20 protein-coding genes are annotated in these 21,281 nt (G+C 62.9%); 9 read left to right on the top strand and 11 right to left on the bottom strand.

Features of this window, described 5'->3' with window-relative positions; all coding sequences use genetic code 11:
• Positions 1 to 22 precede the first annotated feature (22 nt).
• Complete coding sequence (locus BM436_RS22580) at positions 23 to 946, bottom strand: ABC transporter substrate-binding protein (protein ID WP_093557795.1); 924 nt, start codon at positions 944 to 946, stop codon at positions 23 to 25.
• 284 nt (positions 947 to 1,230) lie between these two features.
• Between BM436_RS22580 and BM436_RS22575 the strand changes: the two genes are divergently transcribed.
• The gene (locus tag BM436_RS22575) at positions 1,231 to 2,364 is read left to right on the top strand and encodes a porin (RefSeq protein WP_093557794.1); all 1,134 of its coding nucleotides are present in this window, start codon (positions 1,231 to 1,233) and stop codon (positions 2,362 to 2,364) included.
• 5 nt (positions 2,365 to 2,369) lie between these two features.
• On the opposite strand, the gene BM436_RS22570 is transcribed toward BM436_RS22575, so the two are convergent.
• The gene (locus tag BM436_RS22570) at positions 2,370 to 2,828 is read right to left on the bottom strand and encodes a cache domain-containing protein (RefSeq protein ID WP_093557793.1); all 459 of its coding nucleotides are present in this window, start codon (positions 2,826 to 2,828) and stop codon (positions 2,370 to 2,372) included.
• Positions 2,829 to 3,094: 266 nt separating this feature from the next.
• On the opposite strand from BM436_RS22570, the gene BM436_RS22565 reads away from it, so the two are divergent.
• The 4 genes from BM436_RS22565 to BM436_RS22550 all read left to right on the top strand — a co-directional run bounded on the left by BM436_RS22565 (position 3,095) and on the right by BM436_RS22550 (position 8,797).
• Positions 3,095 to 4,834 carry a GMC family oxidoreductase gene (locus BM436_RS22565; RefSeq protein WP_093557792.1) on the top strand — a complete coding sequence of 580 codons (1,740 nt, stop codon included), beginning with the start codon at positions 3,095 to 3,097 and terminating at the stop codon, positions 4,832 to 4,834.
• Between the two features lie 17 nt (positions 4,835 to 4,851).
• A complete protein-coding gene (locus BM436_RS22560) occupies positions 4,852 to 6,327 on the top strand; it encodes a benzaldehyde dehydrogenase (protein WP_093557791.1) in 1,476 nt (491 codons plus the stop codon).
• A gap of 25 nt (positions 6,328 to 6,352) precedes the next feature.
• Entirely contained in the window at positions 6,353 to 7,252 is a 900-nt protein-coding gene (locus BM436_RS22555) for a transporter (RefSeq protein ID WP_093557790.1), read from the top strand.
• Between the two features lie 78 nt (positions 7,253 to 7,330).
• Positions 7,331 to 8,797, top strand: a complete 1,467-nt coding sequence (locus BM436_RS22550) for an alpha/beta hydrolase domain-containing protein (RefSeq protein WP_093557789.1) — start codon at positions 7,331 to 7,333, stop codon at positions 8,795 to 8,797.
• Positions 8,798 to 8,816: 19 nt separating this feature from the next.
• On the opposite strand, the gene BM436_RS38535 is transcribed toward BM436_RS22550, so the two are convergent.
• The 5 genes from BM436_RS38535 to BM436_RS22525 all read right to left on the bottom strand — a co-directional run bounded on the left by BM436_RS38535 (position 8,817) and on the right by BM436_RS22525 (position 14,760).
• Positions 8,817 to 10,835, bottom strand: a complete 2,019-nt coding sequence (locus BM436_RS38535) for a sigma-54-dependent Fis family transcriptional regulator (protein ID WP_093557788.1) — start codon at positions 10,833 to 10,835, stop codon at positions 8,817 to 8,819.
• Between the two features lies 1 nt (position 10,836).
• The gene (locus tag BM436_RS22540; RefSeq protein ID WP_177307429.1) at positions 10,837 to 11,295 is read right to left on the bottom strand and encodes a cache domain-containing protein; all 459 of its coding nucleotides are present in this window, start codon (positions 11,293 to 11,295) and stop codon (positions 10,837 to 10,839) included.
• 13 nt (positions 11,296 to 11,308) lie between these two features.
• Positions 11,309 to 12,409, bottom strand: coding sequence for a porin (locus tag BM436_RS22535; RefSeq protein ID WP_093557786.1), 1,101 nt, complete (start codon positions 12,407 to 12,409; stop codon positions 11,309 to 11,311).
• A gap of 128 nt (positions 12,410 to 12,537) precedes the next feature.
• A complete protein-coding gene (locus BM436_RS22530; RefSeq protein ID WP_093557785.1) occupies positions 12,538 to 13,896 on the bottom strand; it encodes an MFS transporter in 1,359 nt (452 codons plus the stop codon).
• A 117-nt stretch (positions 13,897 to 14,013) separates the two neighbouring features.
• The gene (locus BM436_RS22525) at positions 14,014 to 14,760 is read right to left on the bottom strand and encodes a siderophore-interacting protein (protein ID WP_307666150.1); all 747 of its coding nucleotides are present in this window, start codon (positions 14,758 to 14,760) and stop codon (positions 14,014 to 14,016) included.
• A gap of 38 nt (positions 14,761 to 14,798) precedes the next feature.
• Between BM436_RS22525 and BM436_RS22520 the strand changes: the two genes are divergently transcribed.
• From BM436_RS22520 to BM436_RS22510, 4 genes are all read left to right on the top strand, one after another.
• A complete protein-coding gene (locus BM436_RS22520; protein ID WP_093557784.1) occupies positions 14,799 to 15,263 on the top strand; it encodes a MarR family winged helix-turn-helix transcriptional regulator in 465 nt (154 codons plus the stop codon).
• Positions 15,264 to 15,717: 454 nt separating this feature from the next.
• Positions 15,718 to 16,359, top strand: coding sequence for an ABC-three component system protein (locus BM436_RS22515; RefSeq protein WP_143133281.1), 642 nt, complete (start codon positions 15,718 to 15,720; stop codon positions 16,357 to 16,359).
• Entirely contained in the window at positions 16,356 to 16,577 is a 222-nt protein-coding gene (locus tag BM436_RS36415) for an ABC-three component system middle component 7 (RefSeq protein ID WP_143133280.1), read from the top strand. The genes BM436_RS22515 and BM436_RS36415 overlap by 4 nt, the downstream gene beginning before the upstream one ends.
• Positions 16,567 to 18,183, top strand: a complete 1,617-nt coding sequence (locus BM436_RS22510) for a DUF2326 domain-containing protein (RefSeq protein WP_093557782.1) — start codon at positions 16,567 to 16,569, stop codon at positions 18,181 to 18,183. Before BM436_RS36415 ends, BM436_RS22510 begins: the two co-directional genes overlap by 11 nt.
• A gap of 442 nt (positions 18,184 to 18,625) precedes the next feature.
• Here the strand turns inward: BM436_RS22510 and BM436_RS36410 are convergent, their stop codons facing one another.
• The 4 genes from BM436_RS36410 to BM436_RS22495 all read right to left on the bottom strand — a co-directional run.
• Positions 18,626 to 19,090: a hypothetical protein gene (locus BM436_RS36410; RefSeq protein ID WP_143133279.1), complete on the bottom strand. Its 465-nt coding sequence runs from the start codon at positions 19,088 to 19,090 to the stop codon at positions 18,626 to 18,628.
• Positions 19,091 to 19,294: 204 nt separating this feature from the next.
• Positions 19,295 to 19,987 carry a leucine-rich repeat domain-containing protein gene (locus BM436_RS22505; protein ID WP_093557781.1) on the bottom strand — a complete coding sequence of 231 codons (693 nt, stop codon included), beginning with the start codon at positions 19,985 to 19,987 and terminating at the stop codon, positions 19,295 to 19,297.
• Between the two features lie 746 nt (positions 19,988 to 20,733).
• The gene (locus tag BM436_RS22500) at positions 20,734 to 20,922 is read right to left on the bottom strand and encodes a Txe/YoeB family addiction module toxin (RefSeq protein ID WP_093557780.1); all 189 of its coding nucleotides are present in this window, start codon (positions 20,920 to 20,922) and stop codon (positions 20,734 to 20,736) included.
• A 33-nt stretch (positions 20,923 to 20,955) separates the two neighbouring features.
• On the bottom strand, positions 20,956 to 21,281 hold a 326-nt coding region (locus BM436_RS22495), incomplete at its 5' end, for an IS3 family transposase (protein ID WP_143133278.1).

The raw sequence follows: 21,281 nt of genomic DNA, 5'->3' as shown, positions 1-21,281 counted from the left end.
AACACCGGAACCAGCCGTGGTTTCACTTGACGATCACCGCGGACAGATTGGGCTCGTTCTTCAGCATGCCCTGCTGGCGCATCGACTCGGCCCAGAAGCGCAGCCGCGGCGCCGCCAGGTCGGCCATCATTTTGGGTATCGGCAGCGTTTCGAGCACGGGTGCCGGCAGCTTGATGTATTTGCCGATGTGGGCGCGCGTTTTCTGCGGTTCCTTCTCGACGAAGGCGATGGCCTCCACCAGCGCTTCCCGGAACGCCTGCACCTGCGCCGGATTCTGGGCCGCCCAGCCGCGGTTGGCCGCGTACAGCACATTGGAAAAGCCGCTCGGGAAATCGCGCCCCACGTAGGAGACGACGGCGCCGGTGCCGGCCTGCTCGATGCGGGTCGAGAACGGATCGGCCGTCGCCACGGCGTCGATGGTGCCGGCCTTGAGCAGGTCGCTCATCTGGGGAAACGCGGTTTCGATGTAGGTCACCTTTTTCGGGTCGACGCCCTTCTCCATGATCCAGCGCCGTATCAGCACATGCATCACGCCGCCCACGCCGGGCACGCCGACCTTTTTGCCGACCAGGTCCTGGGCGCTCTTGATGTTGCTGCCGGTTCGCGCCAGCAGCGCCGGGTTCTTGCCGGTGTTGTCGTTGATGCTGGCGTTGGCGAAGGCCACCAGATCGAGCCCGCTGTCGACCGCCTGCAGCAGCACGGTGGGCACGGTGCCACCGACCTGGATCGAGTCCGATTGCAGCGCGGCAGGGATGGCCGAGGTGATCGTCAGCAGTTGCATGTCGACGTCGAGCCCGCGCTTCTTGAAATAGCCCTCTTCCTTGGCCACGAAGGCGGCGGTGAAGTCGGTGACGGCGGTGTAGCCCAGGTTGATCTTGTTCTGGGCCGCCGCCAGCGGCGCGGCCAGTGCCAGCGCCGCCAGGGCCAGGGATTTAATCGTGTTCATGGCTGTCTCCAGGTTTGTGGATGAATGGTTTTGTTATGCATCGAGGCCATGATAGCCCACTTTTATATGACCGTACAAGTTTTTTGTACGTTCGTATAATTTGCAAAAAAAATCCGGCCCGTGGCTGGCCCGCGGCGTCATAGGAGAACAGCCCGCGCCGGACGGAAAATCCGTATCGCCCCAGCAACAGCGGGCGGCACAAGGGGGCTGACATAGTTTTTATACGACTGTATATTCCGCTTTGTACGACCGTACAAACAACAACGAATACGCAGGAGACCAGCATGAAAAACCACCGCGCGCACCGCCAATTGGCCCTCGCCGCCACCCTCGCCGCCCTGTGGGCCGGCGCAGCCAGCGCCGCCGACGTCACACTCTACGGCCAGGTGGACGCCACCCTCGCCAGCCGCCAGCTGAGCGGCGGCATCCGCACCACCGGCGTCAACGACGGCGGCATGAGCACCTCCCATTTCGGCTTCCGCGGCAGCGAGGACCTGGGCGACGGCCTGAAGGCGAACTTCGACCTGTCCGGCTTCTTCACCGTGGACACCGGCGTCACCGGTCGCTTCGCGGGCAGCCCGGACGGCCTGCTGTCGCGCCGCGCCACGGTCGGCCTGTCCGGCGGATTCGGCCAGCTGGACGTGGGGCGCATCGGCACGCCCTACTTCTTCTCCATGATCCTGTTCAATCCCTTCATCGATTCCGCCGTGTACTCGCCGGTGTTCCTGCACACCTACACCGGCGGCCAGTTCCCCATGAGCGCGACGCCCATGAACGGCCCCGATAGCGGCGCCTCGAACGTGGTGCAGTACACCACGCCGACTTATCGCGGAGTGAACGCCAAATTGATGTATGCGCCGGGTGAAGTGGCGGGAGCCGCCGGCAAGCGCCGCGTGAGCGGCAATGTGAATTACTACGCGGGCCCGCTGGCGCTGACCTTCGCCTTCGAGCGCGACACGACCGCGCTGGGGACGCTGGCCACGCTGCCCAATCCGGAAACCAGCCAGCGCGCATATTTGGGTGGAGCGACCTACGACCTGGGGGCCGTGAAGCTATACGGCCAGCTGCAGCGGATCACGCAGGTGTTCAACGCCGCCGGCACCGACCGCAAATACACCATCAGCCAGGTGGGCGCGGCGATACCGGCGGGCGCCGGCAAATTCCTGCTGTCGTGGGCGCGATCGTCGATCGACCTGCCGGCCGCCGGAGTCTCGCCCTACACCGTGGTGCCGGGCTTCCCCGCCCTGCCTGCCGGCGTGGCAACCAGCGGCGTGGACCCCAGGCGCAACACGGTGACCGTGGGCTATGACCACAACCTGTCCAAACGGACCGACCTGTACGCGCTGCTGATGCGGGACGCCTACACCGGCCTGGCGACCGGCCGCAGCGTGGCGCTGGGCATCCGGCACCGCTACTGACGCGATTATTTGCGGTAAATGCCCGCGCCGAGGAAAATGGTGTCGTTGACCTTTTCCACGTAGCTGGACTTGGGCTCCAGCGCCTTCGTGGTCGGGTTGGGCCATTGGTAGTCGACCCAGCCCGATCCCTTGGTCTTGGCCAGCTCAGTCATCGCCCTGGTGAAGTACTTTCCGTCGACGTCCTTCAGTTCGGACATGTCCTTGCCGTTCAGTCGCTTGTTGACGCCGTGGCACACCATCTTGGTGTTCATATCCTGGACGAACACATAGAGTTCGCCCTGGATGAAGCCACCCTGCGGATCGGCGAAGTCGACGCAGGCCTGCTCCACGCCCTTGGCCTTCACATGGGCCACGGCCTTCTTCACCAACGCAATCGCTTCTTCGCGCGTCGCGTTCTGGCCGTGGGCCATGCCCGCGACGGCCACCAGACCGGCTGCGGCGGCAATACTGCGTAATATTTTCATGTCACTCTCCGTGTTGAACCTGATTGGTCTGCGTTCTCATACAGGATAGCGTACGGCATGGCCCCGCCACAGGCCATGTTGCTATAACACAACGCCATGTCGCATTCTGCGACTAGCGCCGATGGCCGAACGGCCGTCCCGTCGCACAACGCGACACGCCACGCCCGCGAATCTCCCTTTTTCAACGATGGAACCGTGTTTTTCCTCTGGCATGCCTTTTGCAGAATGCCGGTAGTAGCACGACCAACCACAAAAACGGAGACGACATGAAATCAGCACCGCAAGACGCGGACGCCCTGGCACGCGGCGACCGCGTGAACCAACTGGAACAGGAACTGATGCGCGGCCGTCTGGACCGCCGCGCCTTCATGAAATTCGCCACCGCGCTCGGCCTGTCGGCCGGTTCGGCCGCCGCCATCGCGCAACAGGCCGGCGCGGTCGCCGCCAACCAGGCCGCCCGCGCGCAGGACCTGCTGGCGCAATACGATTACGTCATTGTCGGCGCCGGCTCGTCCGGCTGCGTGGTGGCCAGCCGCCTGTCCGAAAACCCGGACGTCAAGGTGCTGCTGCTGGAGGCGGGCGGCGACGACCAGGCGCCCAGCATCCTGGACCCCGGCGTCTGGTACACCAACCTGGGCACGGAGCGCGAATGGGGCGACCAGACCGCGCCGCAACGCCACCTCAACGGCCGCACGCTGAAGCTGGCCATGGGCAAGGCGCTGGGCGGCGGCAGCAGCATCAACGTGATGGCCTACGCGCGCGGCCACAAGAACGACTACGACCACTGGGCCGCCGAGGCGGGCGACCCGGCCTGGAACTACGACCACGTGCTGGCGATTTACAAGCGCATCGAGAACTGGCAGGGCGCGCCCGATCCGGCCTATCGCGGCACGGGCGGCAACGTCTGGGTGCAGCCCGCGCGCGATCCCAATCCGATCGCGCCGGCCATGGTGCGGGCCGCCGCCGGCGTCGGCATTCCGACCTACGCCGACCATAACGGCGCCATGATGGAGGGCGCGGGCGGCTGCGCCATCGCCAACACCACCATCAAGGACGGGCGGCGCATGAACATGGCCGCGCACTACCTGCACCCCGCCATGCACCGCCCCAACCTTACCGTGCTGACCGGGGCGGAAGTCCAGAAAGTGACGCTGAAAGGCAAGCGCGCCACCGGCATCGAATTCGTCTGGCAAGGCAAGCCGCGCAAGGTGGCGGCGGCCAAGGAGATCGTGCTGTCGGCCGGCGCGCTCAATTCGCCCAAGCTGCTGATGCTGTCCGGCATAGGCGACGCGGCGCAGCTAAAACGGGCCGGCGTGACGCCGCAGCACCACCTGCCGGGCGTGGGCCGCAACTTCATGGACCACATCCTGCTCGGCGGCTGCATCTGGGAATACAACACGCCGGAGGCGCCGCGCAACAACCTGGCCGAGTGCACCTTTTTCTGGAAGAGCGACAGCCGGCTCGACACGCCGGACCTGCAGCCCTTCCAGATCGAGATTCCCTACGCCAGCGACGTCAACGCCAAGCAGTACGCGCTGCCGCAACATGCGTGGTCGATCGCGCCGGGGCTGGTGCGCCCGGCCAGCCGCGGCCATGTCGAGTTGCAGTCGGCCGATCCCCGCGCGCGCCTGAAAATCCACGCCAACTTCCTCAGCGACCCGGCCGACATGAAGGCGCTGGTGCGCGCCGTGGAGCTGTGCCGCGAGATCGGCAACGCGCCCGAGATGCGCCAGTACGCCAAGCGCGAAGTGATGCCAGGTCCGCTGAAGGGCAAGGAGATGGAAAACTTCGTCCGCAACGCGGCCGTCACCTATTGGCACGAGACCGGCACCTGCAAGATGGGACGCGGAACGATGGCCGTGGTCGACAGCAAGCTGCGCGTGCGCGGCATCGAGGGCTTGCGCGTGGCCGACGGTTCCATCATGCCGCGCGTCACCACCGGCAACACCATGGCGCCCTGCATGATCATCGGCGAGCGCATGGCCGAGATCCTCAAACAGGCTTAATCCTGGAGCACCGAACCATGAACGCAATCGTAAAAGACAACACCGCCGCCCACGCCTGGGACGGCAAACTGTATTCCGACGGCTGGCGCGAACCCGGCGGCGGCACGGCGCCGGTGCTGGAGCCGGCCACCGGCCAGGTGCTGGCCCGGGCCGGCGTCGGCTCGACGGAGGATGTGGCGCGCGCGGTCGCCAGCGCCGCCGCCGCCCAGCCGGCATGGGCCGCCATGCCGTTCAACCGGCGCGCCGCCATCATGCGCGAGGCGGCCCGCCTGCTGCGCGAACGCGCGGCCGAATTCAACTACTGGAACATCCGCGAATGCGGCTCCATCCCGGCCAAGGCGGAATTCGAACTCGACGCCAGCTGCGAACAGCTGGACATGGCGGCCGCCCTGCCGATGCAGCCGGACGGCCTGCTGTTCCCGTCGGCGATGCCGGGCCGCCGCAACCAGTGGCGCCAGGTGCCGATCGGCGTGGTCGGCGTGATCGCGCCGTGGAACTTCCCGCTGCTGCTGGCGCTGCGCTCCGTGGCGCCCGCGCTGGCCCTGGGCAACGCGGTGGTGCTCAAGCCGGACCAGCAAAGCGCGGTCTGCGGCGGCCTGCTGCTGGCGCAGCTGTTCGAGGACGCCGGCCTGCCGCCGGGCGTGCTGCACGTGCTGCCGGGCGGTGCCGAAACGGGCGACGCGCTGGTGCGCCACCCGGACAGCGGCATGATTTCCTTCACCGGGTCGACCGCCGTGGGCCGCGCCATCGGCCAGATCTGCGGCCAGATGCTGAAGAAGGTGGCGCTGGAACTGGGCGGCAACAACGCCATCATCGTGCTGGACGACGCCGACATCGACGCCGCCAGTTCCAGCGGCGCCTGGGGCGCCTTCCTGCACCAGGGCCAGATCTGCATGCAGGCCGGGCGCCACCTGGTGCACCGCTCGGTGGCGGAGCGTTACGCGGAAAAGCTGGCCGAGCGCGCCGCCCGGCTGGTGGTGGGCGACCCGCACGCGGGACCGGTGCATCTGGGGCCGCTGATCAACGGCAGGCAGTGCGAACGCATCCACCGCATCGTGCAGGACAGCGTGCGGGCCGGCGCCACGCTGCTCAGCGGCGGTACCCACGAGGGGCTGTTCTACCGCCCCACCGTGCTGGCCGGCGTCACGTCCGCCATGCCGGCCTTCTCCGAAGAGATCTTCGGACCGGTCGCGCCCATCACCGTGTTCGGCGACGACGACGAGGCGGTCGCGCTGGCCAACAGTTCCGCCTACGGCCTGGCCGCCGCCATCCACAGCCGCTCCGTGGCGCGCGCCGGCGCGCTGGCGCAACGCCTGCGCAGCGGCATGGTGCACATCAACGACCAGACCGTGAACAACGAATTCCAGGTGCCGTTCGGCGGCATGGGCGCGTCCGGCAATGGCGGCCGTTTCGGCGGCCCGGCCAATGCGCACGAGTTCACGCAAAGCCAGTGGATCAGCGTGCTGGACCAGCCCATCGCCTACCCGTTCTAAACCACAAAAAAACCAAGGAGACCACATGCAACACGCAACACGCCCCGCTTCCCTGCCACGCCTGCTGGCCGCGCTGACGCTGGCCGGCCTGGCCCCGCTGGGCGGCGCGGCCGAAATCGCCACCGATCCGGGCGACTACGCCGCGCTGCCGCCCGGGCTGCAGCTCGGCATCCTGTACTACCAGCACGCGGAGCGCGACGCCTACCACGCCGCCGGCAGCCGCCTGCCCGGCCCGTTCAGCCTGAGCACCGACATCGGCCTGGCCCGTTTCGTCCACTACGCCAGGCTGGGCGACTATGTGATCGACCCGCAATTCATCATCCCCTTCGGCAAGGTGGCGCTGAAAACGCCGTTCGGACCGCTGAAACCGGTGAACGCCACCGGCGTCGGCGATCCGCTGGTGGGCGGCACGCTGTGGGTGGTGAACCGGCCGGAGCAAAAGCAGTGGCTGGGCCTGACCGCCTTCGTCTCGCTGCCGGTCGGCGCCTACGACGGCGCCAGGGGACCGGTCAACGTCGGAGAAAACCGCTGGAAAGGCATCTTCCAGGCCGGTTATGTGACCGCGCTGGGGAAGGACGTGATGCTGGACCTGCTGGCGGAAACCGCCGTCTACGGCGACAACGACGATTTCCTCGGCCTGCGCAAGGAACAGCGCGCCAGCTACGGCGTGCAGACGCACCTGCGCTACATGCTCTCGGCCGCGAGCTCGGTGGCGCTGTCCTATTACCACGACTTCGGCGGCGCCACCTCCCTCAACGGAGCCGACCAGCGCGACAGGATGAACAACGGTCGCTGGCAGCTCGGCTTCGCCACCTTCGTCACGCCGTCGCTGCAATTGATGGCGCAGGCCGGCAAGGCCGGCAAGACCGAGAACGGGGCGCGTGAATCCTCCCGCCTCAACCTGCGCGTGGTGAAGGTGTACTAAGCGGCGCCAACGCACGTTCCGGCCGCCGGCGCAAGGCCGCGCGGCCGATGCCGGACCAACCATCGAATCGAAGACCCCATGAAAAAACACCATCCCAACATGCCGGCGGAAACCGGGGGGGCACTGCGCCACGCGGCCTGCCTGCTCGCCGCCGCGTGCCTCGCCGCCTGCGGCGGAAACAACGGAAGCGCGGTTCCGCTGCCCGCGGTCGAAGCAATCGTGGCGGCGGGCGCGCCGCTGAACGCCACGCCGCTGCCCCTGCAAACGTACGGCTACGTCGAGCAGGAGTTCCAAGTCCGGGGCCGGGCCAACCGCTACCGCATGCCCGACGCCATGGGCAACGCGCAATTGATCGATGCCGGCCACCCCTACGCCACGCGGGTGCTGGTGCGGCGCCCCGCCGATCCGGCGCGCTTCAACGGCACCGTCGTGGTCGAATGGCTGAACGTCACCACCGGCCAGGATATCGACTTCATCTTCGCAGCCACCCGCGAGCTGCTGCTGCGCGAAGGCTACGCGTGGGTCGGCGTGAGCGCGCAGCGCGCGGGCGTGGAGGCGTTGGCGCGCTGGAATCCGCAGCGCTATGGCACGCTCAGCGTGGCGGCCTCCAATCTCGATCCGGCCAGCGGCGCCGAGATCGATCCGGCGGCCTTCCCGGCGGTCGGCGGCGACGTGCTGGGCTGGGACGTGTATTCGCAAGTGGGCGCGGCGATCGCCAAGGGCACCTCCCCGCTGATGGGCGGCTTGACGGTGAAGAGGATCATCGCGGCCGGCGAGTCGCAGTCGACCGCCAGGCTCACCACGTACCACAACAGCATCCAGCCGCTGCACCGCGTATACGACGGCTTCTTCCTGTACGACCGTGGCGGCCCGATGCGCAAGGACACCGGCGTCAAGGTGGTCGGCATCGGCACCGAGTTCATGAACCTGTTCGCCGGCCCGCCGCCGGCCGACACGGCCGACACCCGCTGGTGGGAGATCGCCGGCGCGGCGCATGTCTCCCTGGCCGAAGTGGCGGACTATCTGGATCCCGTGATCCTGCGCGACGGCGCCCTGCGCGCGCCCAACGGCGCCGCGCTCAGCCTGAGCGACGCCGTGAACGGCGGCAACTGCGCCGTCACGCCCATCTGGAGCCGGGTGCCCAACGCCGACATCCTGAAGGCCGGATTGAAGGGACTCGACGCGTGGATCGGCGGCGGTCCGGCGCCGGCGGGCGCCGCGCGGATCGCCATGGCCGGCCCGGGCCGGATGCTGCGCGACGCCGAGGGCCGTGTCCAGGGCGGCGTGCGCACCGCGGCATACGACGCGCCGGTCGCGGTCAACTACGGGGTCAACGCGGGCGGCGGGTTCTGCGCGCTGGCCGGCTACCATCTCGACTACACGCCGGCCGAAATGTGCAGGCGCTACGGCGGCAAGCAAGCCTACGTGGCCAAGGTGCGCGCGCTGGCCGAGGCCAACGTGAAAGACGGCATGCTGCTGCCTGAGGAGGCGAAGCGCACCGTCGACGAGGCGCAGGGCCGGAGCTTCGACTGCGCCGGGGGCTGAGGATGCGCGCCGGCGCCGCTCAGCCAGCACCCGCCGAGGCGGCGCCGGACGGCGGCGGCTGCGCCACCCGTTGCAGCCGCCGGTGCAGCGTCGCGCGGCTGATGCCCAGCCGCCGGGCCGCGGCGGTGATATTGCCTCCGGCGCCGGCCAGCGCGTCCGCGATGGAGTCGCGTTCCAGTTCCTTCAGCGGCTTGACCACCGGGTCCCGGGGCGGCTGGAGTTCCGGGGTCTCCGGGGTCTCCGGGGTCTCCGGGGTCTCCGGGGTCTCCGGGATCGCCGAGGCGGCCGGCGCCGGCGCGGCAAGGGCGGCCACCACCGTGGCGGGCAGATGTTCCCTCAGTATGGGTTCGCCCTCGTCGGACATCGCGCGGGCGAAACGCAGCGCGGTGCGCAGTTCACGCGCATTGCCCGGCCAGGCATGCCTTTCAAGCGCCGAGCGGGCATCCACGCCCAGGCGCGCGGCGTCGATGCCCTCGGCCTCCAGGATAGTGTCGATCAACGCGCCCAGGTCGCCGCGTTCGCGCAGCGGCGGCAGGGTTAGCGCCATGCCGCTCAGACGGTAATACAGGTCGCCCCGGAAGCGCTGCGCGCCCACCAGCGCCTCCAAGTCCTGGTGGGTGGCGCTGAGCAGCTGGATGGCCAGTTTGCGCGGCGCGCTCTCGCCCAGCCGCGTCACCTCCCGGCTTTCCAGCACGCGCAACAGCCTGGTTTGCAGGTCGAGTGGCATGTCGCCGATTTCATCGAGGAACAGGGTGCCGCCATTGGCCTCCTCAAGGCGTCCCTTGGCGCCTCCACGACGGGCGCCCGTGAACGCGCCGTCGGCATAGCCGAACAGCTCACCTTCGATCAGCTCGCGCGGAATGGCGCCGCAGTTGATGGCGACGAATGGTCCCGCCGCGCACGCGCTGGCGGCATGCAGCGCGCGCGCCGCCACCTCCTTGCCGGTGCCGGTCTCGCCCAATATCATCACCGGCAGGCCGGCGTTGACCGCGCGCACCGCTCGCCCCAATGCCTGCCGGACCGCGGGATCGCCGAATTCCACGCCGGGTGGCCGCGGGGACGCGGCCTGGCGCGCCGGTCCCGGAGCGGCGGCCACCGCCGGCGCCCGCACGCTGGCGCCGCGCGCCGGTGTGCGCGCCTGCGCATAAATGCGCAAGCCCGATTGCAAGGTGAGTTGCGCCGGATGCGCGGCCGTCAGCACCGCCAGCAGGCCGCCGTAATCGCCGAGGAACAGATCGCGAAAGCGCAGGCCGGCGCGGGCCGCCCCTACCCCCAGCAGGCGGCGCGCGGCGCTGTTCAGCGCCAGCACCTCGCCGTCGGCGCCGAAGGCCAGCAGGGCCTGGCCAAACCGTTCGGCCGCGCCGCCATGCCAGTGCAGGCCGATCACCGTGTGCGCCGGTTGTTGCAGCAGCAGCGCGCTTTCGATGGCGGCGGCGCAGTCCAGCATCATCGACAAGGCGCCCAGTTGCGGGCCGGGCGTGTCGCGCGTGATGTCGATGGCGCCGGCCAGTTCGCCATCCGGATTGAAGATGGGGGCGGCCACGCATTGGAAGCCCTGATTCTGGGCGAAGTAGTGTTCGGCCCCGAAGATGCCGATGGGGCGGGCCTCGACCATCGCCGCGCACATGGCGTTGGTGCCCACCGCCTGTTCGGACAGGTCCACGCCGGGCCGCAGGGCCTGCCGCAATGCGTTGCCGCAACTGGCTATCGGCCCGTGCGCCGCCACGCACAGGCCGGCGCTGTCGGTCAGGATCAGGCCATAGCCGGTGCCGGACATGGATGCGGCCAGCCGCCTCATGGCCGGTTCGGCGGCCGTGATCAGCTGCCGGTTTTGCTCCAGCAGCGCGTCCAGCGCGGCGCGCCGGACCTGGTTGAAGACCATCGCCTCGCCGCTGCGGTGGCCATGCGCGGCGCAGCGCTGCCAGGAGCGCCACACCGCGTCGTGCACCAGTCCGCCGGGCGCGGCGCCTTCCTCGAAGAACAGTTGCCGGGCGCGCGCAAGCGCCATGCCCCCGGCCGGCGACGTCGGCGTCTCCATGCTACTTGCGGTAGATGCCCACGCCGAGCCACACGGCGTCGTTCACCTTCTCGACATAGGACGTCTTGGGTTCGAGCGCCTTGCTGCCGGGGTTCACCCACTGGTAGTCGACCCAGCCCGAGCCCTTGGTCCGGACCAGCTCCGTCATCTCCCTGGCAAAGACCTTGCCGTTGGCGTCCTTCAGTTCCGACAGGTCCTTCCCGTTCAGGCGCTTGTTGGCGCCGTGGCAGATCATTTTGACGTTCATATCCTGGACGAAGACATACAGCTCGCCCTGGATAAAGCCGGAGCGCGGATCCGCGAAGTCGGCGCACGCCTGTTCCACGCCCTTGGCCTTCACATGCGCCACCGCCTTCTTCACCAGCGCCACAGCCTCCTCGCGCGACGCGTTCTCGCCATGGGCCAGACCCGCCGCCACCAACATGGCCGACACCGCGGCGGCATTGCTTATTATTTTCATGGCCACGTCTCCCTTAGAACGCATGGCGCACGCCGGCCGACACGCCCGACTGGTTCAGCCCCGCCCCCACGGTGCCGCCGGCGTCCAGCGCGATGGCCGCCAGGCCGCCGTTCCGCATATGGCCCAGCGAGGAATACACGGCCGTGCGCTTGGACAGGTTGTACGTCAGGCGCACCACCGTCAGCGTGGAGTCATTGGCGCTGCCCTTCACGTCGTGGCGCGCCACCTGGCCGTCCAGCGTCAGCGCGGGCGACAGTGGATGGCTCGCGCCGACGTAGTACATATCGGATTCCAGGTCGTTGGCGCGCGTCGCCGCCACCTTCTTGCGGTCCATCAGGCCCAGGCCGATTTTGGTCGCGCCCAGCATCGTGTAGCCGTTCAGCGTGACGCGCTTGTCGCTGCTGCCGCTGGTGGTCAGTCCGGCCGCCGCGCCGGTGTTCCCGTACAGGATGTCGTAGGAGGCGGTCACGCCCCAGGCCTTGTTGTCGTAGCCCAGCAAGCCCGTCACCTGGCGGCAGGCCTTGGCGTCGCCCGCCACCTCGCCGGCGCAGCCGGTGGCGGCCGGGCCGCCCGCCGCGGACGCGTCCCGTCCCAGGCTGTAGGTCGCGCCGACCGTGAAGTCGTTGAAGGCGCCCAGATAGCCGATGGCGTTGTCGCTGCGCGCGTTGGGGATGTACAGGTCGATGCTGGACATGCTGAACAGGTTCGGGCCCATCACGTCGGACTTCACCGCCGCCAGGAAGGTCATGTTGATCTGGCGGCCCAGCGTCAACGTGCCGTAGGCGCTTTTCAGGCCCACATAGGCCTGGCGGCCGAACAGGCGGTTGCCCTGCCCCATGGTGCCGGTATCGACATTGACGCCGCTCTCCAGCACGAACACAGCCTGCAGGCCGCCGCCCAGGTCCTCCGCGCCGCGGAAGCCCAGGCGCGACGGCACGCTGCCCGTCAGGCCCGGCACCTTCACGACCGAGTCGCCCGCCGCGTTGCTGTTGTTCGTGTAAACCAGGCCGCTATCGAGGATGCCGTAGACGGTGACCTGGCTTTGCGCCATCGCCGGGTGGGCGGCGAGGCCGCCGATGGTGGCCAGTGCGGCGCAAAGGGTTGCTTTTTTCATTGTTGATGTCTCCAGTGGTGATGGCTTGTTTTTTCGGGCGCGCCGGGGCCATCAGCCCGTGCCGCGCCGCGGTCGAAATGAAAAGGAGTGGCGCGCCGGCCGGAATCCGTTCAGGCGCCGTGGCGTGATCACACCGCTTCGACGGTGTCCGCGATGCCGGGAGCGCTGGCTTCCTTGGCGGCAGAGGTGAAACGCCCCTGTTTGATGAGCGAGACGGCGATGACCGCGATGGCGGCGGGGATGGCCATGGCCATGAAGTTCTGCTCCAGCGGCAGCTGCATGCCGACCAGCGTCCCGATCACGATGGGCGCCAGGATGGCGCCGCTGCGGCCCACGCCGGAGGCCCAGCCGATGCCGGTGGCGCGGATGGCCATCGGGTAGAACTGGCCCGCGTAGGCGTAAGTGACGATCTGGGTGCCGATGGTGGACGCGCCGGCCAGGCCAACCAGCAAGAACAGCACTTCGGTGGGCACCTTGTGGCCCAGCAGCGTGATCGAGACGCCGGCCAGCGCGTACATGCCGATCAACACGTGCTTGATGTTGAAGCGGTCCGCCAGCCAGCCGCCGCCGACGGCGCCGATCACCGCGCCGAAGTTCAGCACCAGCACGAAGGTCAGCGCCGAACCAAGGCTGTAGCCGGCGCTGGCCATCAGTTTGGTGAGCCAGGAACTGAGGGCGTACACCATGAACAGGCACATGAAGAAGGTGATCCAGAACATCACGGTGCTGAAGCCGCGGCCATCCTGGAACAGCTTGCGGATCGGCGCGCCGGCCGCGCTGTCGGCGGCGGGGATGGTGAAGCGGTCGCCCGCGCCGGCGCGGTAGGACGGCTCCATGCGCGTCAGGATGGACTTCAGTTCCTCGATGCGCTTTTCCTTGATCAGGAAGGGCATCGATTCCGGCAGCGACTTCAGGACGAAGGGGATCAGCAGCACCGGCACGCCGGCCGCCAGGAACACGGACGACCAGCCGTAGGTCTCGATCAGGCCTTTGCCCAGCAAGGCGGCCAGCATGCCGCCCACCGCGTAGCCGCTGAACATCAGCGTGACCATGGTGGAGCGGATCTTCTTGGGCGAGAACTCCGTCATCTGCGCCACCACGTTGGGCATCACGCCGCCGATGCCCAGGCCGGCCAGGAAACGCATCGCGCTGAAGGTGTAGGGGTCGGAGGCCAGCCCCGCCAGCGCGGTGAACACGCTGAACAGCGCGATGCAGATGGCGATGGCCAGGCGGCGGCCGATCTTGTCGGCGACGGTGCCGAGGAAAATGGCGCCGAACATCATGCCGAACAGCGCGGAGCTGACCATGAAGCCGGCGTTCTGGGCGGTGACGCCCATTTCCTTCATGATGGACGGCAGCGCGATGCCGGCGACGGCGAGGTCGTAGCCGTCGCAGATGATGATGATGGCGCACCAGAACAGAACGCCGGCGTGGAAGCGGTTGAAACGCGCTCCGTCCGATAGTTTATGGACGTCGATTTGCTGCATGATGATCTCCTAATGGCCCGGTTAGTTGTTTTACGATGGGACATTTGGAGCATAGATATACCTGACAACGGCGTCCAACACCGATTTAGTAGCCTTTTGATACCCGATAGGTATGGATCATTCGACCAATCTTTCATGGTGCGCCTGCTCGCCGCGCTTCCAATAGGCGGCGGCGCGGATGCGTTCCTTGTCCAGGCCCTTGTCCTCGATCAGCAGCTTGCGCAGCGCGGCCATGGCCGCGGCTTCCCCGGCGCACCAGGCGTAGCCCTCGCCCGCCGGCAGTTCCAGCGCGCGCACCGCCGCGTTGAGGTCCTGCCCCGCCGCCAGCCAGCGCACGTCCGCGTCGGCGGCGCCGGACAAGGCGCGCCGGTCGGCGTCGTCCCCCAGTTGCACCACGACGAAGGCGCGCGCGCCGGCCGGCAGTTCCTCCAGTCGCCTGGCGATCGCCGGCAAGGCCGTTTCATCGCCCACCAGCAGGTGCCAGTCGTAATCCACCGGCACCACGAAGGCGCCGCGCGGCCCGGCGATGATGGCCTCCTGGCCCGGCGCGGCCTGCGCGGCCCAGTCGGACGCCGCGCCCGCGCCGTGCAGGGCGAATTCGATGTCCACCGTGCGGGCCGCGTTGTCGTAGGCGCGCGGCGTGTAATTGCGGGCGATGCGCTCCTCGCCGCCAAAGATGAACTTCACATGGTCGTCGAAGCCGGGGCTGGTGAACTCGGCCAGCTCGGCGCCGCCGAAGCGCACGCGCACGAAGTTGGGACTGATCGATGCGACGTCGAGCACGGTGACGGCGCGCATCTTGGGCACCAGCGACAGGCGCTGCACGCGCCGGCCCCGGCTCGCTTCCGGTTGATAGCTATCCACGGTATAATTTCCCCACTTAATTGACAATGTCAAACATAATGAAGAAAACGATTGATAAAGTCAACCAATTTGATGAGCGCGACCACGACACGCTGGAACTGATCCACCGGGTCACGCACCAGTACCGCTCCTCCCTGCTGCAAGACACCGGCGAGGCGGCGCGGGACATCACGCACATGGACGGCAAGGTGCTGCTCTACTTCGGCAGGAATCCGGGAGCCACGCTGAGCGACCTGGCGCAGCACTCCGGCCGCGACCGGGCGCAGTTGACGAGATTGATCAAGGGCTTGCGCGAACGGGGCCTGCTGGAGGGCACGGCCGATCCGGACGACCGGCGCAACACCCGGCTGACGCTGACCGGGGACGGGCTGGCCGTCACGTCCACGCTGAAAACGCAGGGCCGGCAGGCCGCCAAGCGGGCGTTGGAGGGGTTTTCAGAGGATGAAAAACAGACCCTGCTCCAGTTGCTGCAGAGGGTCAGCGATAACTTCAAATCGAGCTAACGGGGCTGGATGCCACATGGATGCGCGCGCCGCGTGGCTGACGGAAGGTCCGCTTCCGCCCCATAACATAACGTCTTCAGCGATCATCGTGTTGGATAACCAGCGGCGCAGCCGTATGTCCGCTTGTTTTCGCATTCGTTAATTGTCATTATACTGTATAAATGAACAGTGGCAGTTACGATGATCCGCGTCAATCTTTGTTGCAAGCAATGCTATTCTAGATGCCTACCTTCTATGGACGCATGCGCGGATGACAACGGAGCAACTACAACTTCTCTTGCCAGTGGCACAGCCACGTTTGACGCTGGCTCTAAGCAGCCAGGTAAGCCAAGCTTCTGTGTCTGTAGCGCGGCCTACGTTCAAGCCGACTACGTTGCTGGCCTTATGCAGCCAGGTGAACCAGGTCTGTCCAAAGTGTGGGCGGCCATTGTTTATTAAGAAGGCTAAGAACTGGGTGAAGGATTACGAAATTGCCCACATCTATCCGTTGAACCCCACCCCGGCAGAGCTGGCAATACTGCTTGGCGAGCCGAAGCTCAGCGGAGGTCTAAACGACGAATGCAATCTGATTCCGCTCTGCTTTACCTGCCATAAGCTCTACGACACGGACAAGACTCTGGAGGACTACCGGGCGCTGAAGAAAATCAAGGAGCGCCTGCTTGGTCAGGATGCTCAACGGCGCATCCAATACGAATACCAGATCGAATCTGACATCGCGACCATTATGGACGCACTGATGTCGGAGGCAACGACAGAAGTGCTGGACGCGGACTATGTCGCCAAAGAGATCGACACCAAATTGGTGGGCGAGATTTCCAACTTGACCAAGCAAAAAATTAAGAACGACGTGTCGTCCTTCTACCTTTTCGTCCGTAACCAATTGGCTGAAATCGAGAAGACAGTGCCAGGACAAGGCGTCCTGATTGCGATGCAAGTCAAGCTGTTCTACACCAAGCAGAAAGGTCTGAACTTGACGCAGCAGCAAATCTTTCAGAATACAGTGGGCTGGATCTCGTCCAAGACGCCGAACGGGACGGAGGAGGCCGCTGCTGTGGTCGCCGCATTCTTTGTACAGAATTGTGAGCTTTTCCAATGATAACCCCAAGCAAATTTATTACGCTGCAGCAGTCGATACTTGGCCGTCTGCCACTATTGCTGGCCTTGCCGCCACCATATACGATCCACCAGCTGTATAAGTATGTGGAAGACGATTTTCCTGATATTAATGAGTTCATTTATGCGGTGGATGCTTTGCATGTCTTAGGAAAGCTCGACGTGGACCTTGAGAGTGGGATAGTTCGCCATGCTGCGTGAAATTGAATCAGATGCCTTCCGTGTATCCAAGGTCGAATTCCATCTGGGGCTCAACGTCGTGATCGGTGATGCCGCTGCCGCCAATTCGATCGGCAAGTCATCGCTCCTAATGGTCATTGATTTTGTCTTCGGCGGCGCAGACCTATTGGATAAAAACGACGACATCGTCCCCAATATCGGACACCACGAATATCGGTTTTTGTTCGAGTTTGACGGCCAGAAACATTATTTCAAGCGAGCTACGGAGCGTTCCGAATTTGTCATCGAATGCGATGGTCAATACAATCAAATAAAACCACTGACGGTGGCCCAGTACACGGCGTGGCTGGTACAGGCCTACGCCACGCCGAAAATCAGTCTTTCCTTCCGTAGTATGGTCGCCCCCTATTCCCGGGTCTGGCCAAAGGACAACGTCACCAATGTGCATCGGCCTTTGCATGCCGTGTCGAGCCAGTCGGCGAGTGATTGCATCAACAATCTGATCAAACTGTTTGGTCGCTTCAGTGAAGTGGAGCACTCCTCCGCCGTGTTCGCGCAAGCGGACGAGCATCGCCGCGTGTGGCGCAAGGCAGAAGGCATGGAGTTCCTTTCGAGGATTGGGAAAAGGGAATACGAGGCCAATGAATCTGCCTTAAATTTGATTAGCGAGGAAGTGGCAGAAATTAAGACTAACCTGGCTCAGTACGCCTTGAACCTGCGCGCGATTGTCGATAGGGAGGTCATGGACCTTGCCCAGGATAAGGACTTGCTACTGCGTGAAAGATCAAAGGTATTCCACCAGCTGACTCGGACGCAGCAGAACCTTCAGGCGAATAAGCACGTCAAGAGCAGTCAGCTGGAGGGGCTGAAGGAATACTTCCCGGATATGCAGGTGGAGAAGCTGGTGCGCATTGAAGAATTTCATAGCGCCGTGGCGCGACTGCTCAAGCAGGAGTTGGTGCAGACGGAAAGGACACTCCGACTGCAGCTCAATTCCCTCGACGTGGCCATTGCCGATATCGACCGCAAGGTATCCGAGCGCGTAAAAGGGCACGACAATCCCAATGTCATTGTGGACCGCGTCTATCAACTGTCGGAAAAATGGACTGCCTTGAAGTCGGAAAATAAGAAATTCGAAAAAAAGGAAGAACTGCAAAAGGATTTCGTCGAGGCCAAAGAGTCGCTGGAAACCGTCAAACTAGCAATCTTGACGGACATCGAGTCCGCAATAAATCAGGAATTGGAGAAGCTGGCGATCGACGTTTATGGGCAGGGTGCCAATGCGCCGACGTTGATATTGGGGCAAAATTCTTACAAATACGAGATTGACAACGATACTGGAACGGGCACGGCTTTTGCCAACCTTGTACTGTTTGATTTGGCAATTCTTTCGCTTACCGAACTGCCATTCCTCATTCACGACCTTCCTTTATTTAAGAATGTCGAGCATGATGCAGTGGCCGCCTTTGTCGTCGAATACACTAAGTTCCCGACCAAGCAGATTTTCACCGTGCTCGACGAAATCGAGAAGTATGGTGCGACAACCGTTGATGTACTCAGGAAGCGTTGCGTTCTTGAGCTCAACGAGCAGGACGTACTCTATAAGAAGAAATGGCGGTCGCGCTAGCGAAATCTTCATCAATCAGCCCCGTAGGGGTCGACACACTCCATCAACTCATCGTCGGTTATGCCAAATCCTTGGCCAAGTATCGCTAAGATCGGGCGTCCGAAAGTGCCGTCTAACTGGGCGGTCAGGCGGCCCCGCTTTCGGCGAGCCGCTTACCTACAACGTTGAGTATTTCCATGAATTGGCTATGTCCGCGATGGGGCGGAACCCGCCGGTGAAAGCACGCATCCTCAAGCGGCCTCGTAGCATACTCTACGAATCGGACCATCAAGTGGAAAGTTCATATGTCCCTGTTCCGTTTCAAATAGCCACTCTTGCCGCAATGACCGACCGCTTCTGGCCGAAACTGGCCTGCAGCCTCAAGAATAGCGTATTGTCGAGCGAAAAAGTGCGCAGACTGTCACAACCGGCCGAAATCGACCGAAGCGGATTGTCGTGAAGTCTAAGGAAGCGAGAACGGAGGCGTTCCATGTTCCTTCAACGCCTTATCGAAATCCTCTCTGCATTCGGCAGCCGTCCCATACGTCTGATTTTCAGCAAGATGAAGCTCGTCTTCAATTACATCGAACATATAGTAGAGGTCAGAGTCGCCTGCAGCACGAGAGATTCCCATTGCTTGCCGGAGCGCTCTGTCAAGGGAATCGTTCGTAGAGTCCAAGGTCAGCGAAATTCGTCCTAGCAACCACCGGCAGACAAGGTCCATCTCGGGTTCACCCTTAACCTCATTAAGATCAGAGATGGCGTGTGCCAGCGGCTTGCGCCATGAGACTTCGATTATCTCTCCTGGCGGCTCATCCATTCGATCGATGACCGAGATGGCCCACTCCCTAGCTTCTTCCAGCTCACAGAGTCCGACTTCTAAGCCGATACGGAAATACTGAGCAAAACTTGCTAGAGAGGGTTTCATGTAATCTCTGTTTGCATTGCAACGTCAGCTCCTGGCCGGTTACTGCCGGCAGTAGCCGCCCCAATGGGTCCTGCCTCTTGGCCAGCTTAGGTATGCATCATCCAAAGGAAGCGTTGACTTATTCGTTTTCTGAAAATCCACTTCGTGATAGTAAAAAACCCACAACACGCAATGGACCGAAAAACCGATTAAATCAGCTGCTCCCTAAGGTGCAGGGGTAATCTCCACATTTCTTCCTTTAAAGATGGCGAGAATCACATTTTTCTCAGCGGCGCTAAAATTAACGCCGGTTATATTAAGTTTTTCCAAATTAACCCAAGCTGAAAAAGCTTTTGGAGTAATTGTCAACTTGGTATTGGAAAGGTTCACATTGCGCAACCAAGTCAGATTTGAAAACGAATCGGGAATAGCTGTGATTTGCGTGTTGGCCAATGACAAAGTTTCCAGGGATTTTAGCTGCCCTAGTGAATCTGGAAGTGTCGTGATGGGATTATTGCTTAGGTCTATATTGCTCACCTTATACAGACCCGACCAGTCATCAGATGTAGTTAAAGTGATTTTATTCCCATTTAAATCTAGATTTTCCAAAAACTTCAATTGCGTCAATAATGGACTAACTTTCGCTATCCCGTTTTTGCCAAGTCTTAGAATGCGCAAGGTACCACTATTCATTGAAATGCAATCTGGAACTTCAGGGAAATTGTGGCCCGTCAGATTAAGCGTCTCGAGATTTCTTAAATTACAGATTGCAGCTGGAAATTGCAATAATTGCCCTCCAGATGCGGCATTAATTTCCACGTTCTTCTGTTGGATTGAAACAGTTTGATCCTGAGCAAATATTGGATTGGAAAATGTGAAAATAGTTACGGTAAACATTTTTAAAATGTAATTTTTCATAACAAATCCCCAGTTTTATTTTTAATTAAAAATTAATTTACTATGTATGAATTTTCATCAACACAGCAAGCCTTTCATTGGCGTTTCGAAAATTTTTGGCCAACCGATTCTGGCCGGCTGCGGCCGTCCCATTTAATCCGTTGCACGCTAACGGGTACAGTCGGGAAACTTTGGCTTCGCGTTTGGTGGTGCGATACATTGCTTAAAGTTGGCGGGAAGGCTATCCATGGTCCTCGACTCGCCGACCTTTAAAGAAAATTCGGTAATAAATTCGTGACTGCAAAGCCACACTGGACGGCCGTTCTTGATGGCCCCCTCGCTGCACTCGGAGGAATACAAGAGAAATGCACATTCGCCGGATGGACTACTATCGCAGCGAAACTTCGAACTGCTCGCCTTTACAAGAGGAGGCGAGGTTTGAGCGAAGACCAAGGCGCCGCAAAGAGCCGCAACCAGCGATACAAATACGGATACAACGAGACGATCTGCTTTCATTTTCTCCCTAGCTAAAAAACCAAGCCTCGTGGGCCGTCGGCCGGTCTAAGCAGAAGCATAACATCTTGCCCAAATGAAAAATGCGCGAATTCTCACACTCGCAGTTTTGAAGGGACACAAGACCACAAAGGCCGACGCGATCAAGCGGCGGCCTTCGAGAACAAGTGGCGGCGATTCAATAGGATGGGGGTCGGTCTGTTTGAGCGCAGGCGGTTGCGGCAATGAGAAAACTCTACCACGCCCGCAATTTTTCAGTAGTGGTATCGGCAGCCAACGATGTATAGCGCGCCGCCTTCGGCCATGTACACCAGGCGGTGTTCGCGGTCGATGCGCCTGGACCACAGGCCGGTCAAACTGCCTTTCAGCGGCTCGGGCTTGCCCGTGCCTTTGAACGGATCGAGCAGGCATTCGTCGATGAGTTCGTTGATCCTGTCGACCAATTTGGAAGCGCTTTCTGAATCGCCACGGATTTTTTAGACACCCTTGAGCCTCTGAAAATACCGCTTCTCGTACTCAACTGGAGAAAGCCGCTCATTACCTCCATGACGGCGCTTCGGATTGTAGAACATCTCGATGTAATCGAAGATATCCTGCCGGGCGTCTTCCCTTGTTGCGTAGGTCTTGCGCTTGATCCGTTCCCGCTTCAATAGCTGGAAAAAGCTCTCTGCAACGGCGTTGTCGTGGCAGTTACCACGCCGGCTCATACTTGCTTCCAGATTGTGCTCCTTCAGGAAGTCGCGCCAGTCGTAGCTACTGAACTGACTTCCCTGATCTGAATGCACCATCACTGTGCTTTCAG

This window comes from Pseudoduganella namucuonensis (genome assembly GCF_900116645.1).
Taxonomy (GTDB): Bacteria; Pseudomonadota; Gammaproteobacteria; order Burkholderiales; family Burkholderiaceae_D; genus Rugamonas; species Rugamonas namucuonensis.
This window is presented reverse-complemented; position numbering and strand designations above follow the sequence as displayed.

Excerpts from the sequence above, each read along its gene's own strand:
- BM436_RS22520 (WP_093557784.1), top strand. The coding sequence starts at position 14,799 with ATGAAGAAAACGATTGATAAAGTCAACCAATTTGATGAGCGCGACCAC.
- BM436_RS22575 (WP_093557794.1), top strand. The coding sequence starts at position 1,231 with ATGAAAAACCACCGCGCGCACCGCCAATTGGCCCTCGCCGCCACCCTC.
- BM436_RS22535 (WP_093557786.1), bottom strand. The coding sequence starts at position 12,409 with ATGAAAAAAGCAACCCTTTGCGCCGCACTGGCCACCATCGGCGGCCTC.
- BM436_RS22555 (WP_093557790.1), top strand. The coding sequence starts at position 6,353 with ATGCAACACGCAACACGCCCCGCTTCCCTGCCACGCCTGCTGGCCGCG.
- BM436_RS22560 (WP_093557791.1), top strand. The coding sequence starts at position 4,852 with ATGAACGCAATCGTAAAAGACAACACCGCCGCCCACGCCTGGGACGGC.
- BM436_RS38535 (WP_093557788.1), bottom strand. The coding sequence starts at position 10,835 with ATGGAGACGCCGACGTCGCCGGCCGGGGGCATGGCGCTTGCGCGCGCC.
- BM436_RS22570 (WP_093557793.1), bottom strand. The coding sequence starts at position 2,828 with ATGAAAATATTACGCAGTATTGCCGCCGCAGCCGGTCTGGTGGCCGTC.
- BM436_RS22540 (WP_177307429.1), bottom strand. The coding sequence starts at position 11,295 with ATGAAAATAATAAGCAATGCCGCCGCGGTGTCGGCCATGTTGGTGGCG.
- BM436_RS22505 (WP_093557781.1), bottom strand. The coding sequence starts at position 19,987 with ATGAAAAATTACATTTTAAAAATGTTTACCGTAACTATTTTCACATTT.
- BM436_RS22565 (WP_093557792.1), top strand. The coding sequence starts at position 3,095 with ATGAAATCAGCACCGCAAGACGCGGACGCCCTGGCACGCGGCGACCGC.
- BM436_RS22550 (WP_093557789.1), top strand. The coding sequence starts at position 7,331 with ATGAAAAAACACCATCCCAACATGCCGGCGGAAACCGGGGGGGCACTG.
- BM436_RS36410 (WP_143133279.1), bottom strand. The coding sequence starts at position 19,090 with ATGAAACCCTCTCTAGCAAGTTTTGCTCAGTATTTCCGTATCGGCTTA.
- BM436_RS22530 (WP_093557785.1), bottom strand. The coding sequence starts at position 13,896 with ATGCAGCAAATCGACGTCCATAAACTATCGGACGGAGCGCGTTTCAAC.
- BM436_RS22580 (WP_093557795.1), bottom strand. The coding sequence starts at position 946 with ATGAACACGATTAAATCCCTGGCCCTGGCGGCGCTGGCACTGGCCGCG.
- BM436_RS22510 (WP_093557782.1), top strand. The coding sequence starts at position 16,567 with ATGCTGCGTGAAATTGAATCAGATGCCTTCCGTGTATCCAAGGTCGAA.
- BM436_RS36415 (WP_143133280.1), top strand. The coding sequence starts at position 16,356 with ATGATAACCCCAAGCAAATTTATTACGCTGCAGCAGTCGATACTTGGC.